Genomic DNA, 1,801 nt, shown 5'->3' on the forward strand with positions numbered 1-1,801 from the left:
GGGGATGTATCAGATTGGAGTGAAAAAACTTCAATATGATATATCCTTTTTTACTAAATATAAATTTTATTCATGAATTTTTATGTATTTAATTCCAATTGGTTTGTTTTTGAACATAGCAAATACAGGTTAGAAATCTCCTAGCCATAATTTTACTTTATTGCTTTTATTACGAAACCTGCTGCTTATGAAGCTGCTCGCCGTTACGCCCTTGAAGTGTTTTATTGTGCAATTTGTTTACATTATAACCAAATGCCATTAATAAAAATTCAGTTCGTACCTTAACATTTCCACGCATAAAAAATCTTCTGAAATTATAGTCTTGTTTAATAACACCAAAGGCTCCTTCAACTTGAATTGATCTGTTCATTCTTAGAAGTATCCCATTTTTGCTAGTTATATTTTCAAGCGATTTCTTTCTTAAACGAATAAAATTTTTAGCTACATATAGTTGTTTATTACCTTTAGCTTTAGTGCATTTACTTTTGTATTTACAACTATCACATTTTTCACTTTCATAAATACTGACAATGGCTTTATATCCAGATTTAGTTTTCTTCTTTGTTGTTCCTTTGAAAAGTAATTTCTTTCCATTGGCACAAATGTAGTAGTCTTCTTCTGAATTATATGCCATATTCTCTCTCTTACTAATATCATTCTTAAATTTCCTTGTTTTTGATTTTTCATATATTGAAGGCTTAATAAAAGCTTCTTGTTTCTTTGATTCAAGATAAGTATAATTTTCTTCACTTTCGTACCCTGCGTCAGCAGTTACGGAATCATACTTTTCATTTATATTCTTCTCTAACTTATCTAAAAATGGAATAAGAGTAAGTTGGTCGGATCTTTCACTTGAAATATCTATGCCTACTATATATTCAGCCTCTACTCCTATTTGAATATTATAGGCTGGTTTTAGTTGTCCGTTTTTCATATGATCTTCTTTCATATGCATGAAAGTAGCGTCATGATCAGTTTTTGAGAAACTATTTCTTCCATTGAAAATTCTACTATATTCATCATATTTGCTTTGTTTATCAACAAATTCATTAAATTGCTCAATATATTTTTGAAGATTGCTTTTTCTTTTTCCCTTTCCATAGACAAATTCAATATTATTTTCTTTTACTATAATATAAAGAGTATCTAAAAGAACTATAATGTCTTTAACCAATACTTTATCATTAGCGGTAATAATAAAACAAAAATTCAAATCGTGATTCATTTTTATTAAAGTTTCTTTTATTTTCTTTTGTAATTTAATTTCAAATTTCTCTGTAGCTTTTTTCCATACAAAAGTATATCTATTAGCTGACGCTTCGATTTTTGTTCCATCAATAAATACATTTTTAAATTGTATTTCATTAAGCTCTCTAAGCTTTTTGATAAATTGATTGAACAGCTTTTCTATACAACAAGCTAATCGTTCACTTTTAAATCTAGCTATTGAATTATGTTCTGGTGGTTTTTGTCCTTGTAAAAGCCATTTGAAATTAATATCTCTTTTACATGCCTTTTCAAGGTCTCGGCTTGAATATATTCCTTCCATATATCCATAAACTATAATTGCAAACATGGTTTCAGGTAAGAGTGCTGGATTTCTACCAATAGTAGAGTAAGTTTTATTTAATTCTGTGTAATCTAATCCCTCCATAACATCATATAGCATTCTTACTGAATCATCATAAGGTATAATATTTTCGAAATTTATTGGGAAACCTATTTGATGAATAGGTATAATATTGTTTTTTTTCATATTAATATTATGCGCTAAAAAAGAGAATTCAATTTTGAATTCTCT

At 27.8% G+C, this 1,801-nt stretch carries 1 protein-coding gene; it reads right to left on the reverse strand.

The window, feature by feature from the left end:
* Positions 1-169: 169 nt before the first annotated feature.
* Positions 170-1,756, reverse strand: coding sequence for an IS1182 family transposase (locus NNC19_RS23330; RefSeq protein WP_310941086.1), 1,587 nt, complete (start codon positions 1,754-1,756; stop codon positions 170-172).
* Positions 1,757-1,801: the final 45 nt, after the last annotated feature.

Origin of the sequence: Clostridium sp. SHJSY1 (genome assembly GCF_031626875.1) — a bacterium.
In the GTDB taxonomy this organism is placed as follows: domain Bacteria; phylum Bacillota; class Clostridia; order Clostridiales; family Clostridiaceae; genus Clostridium.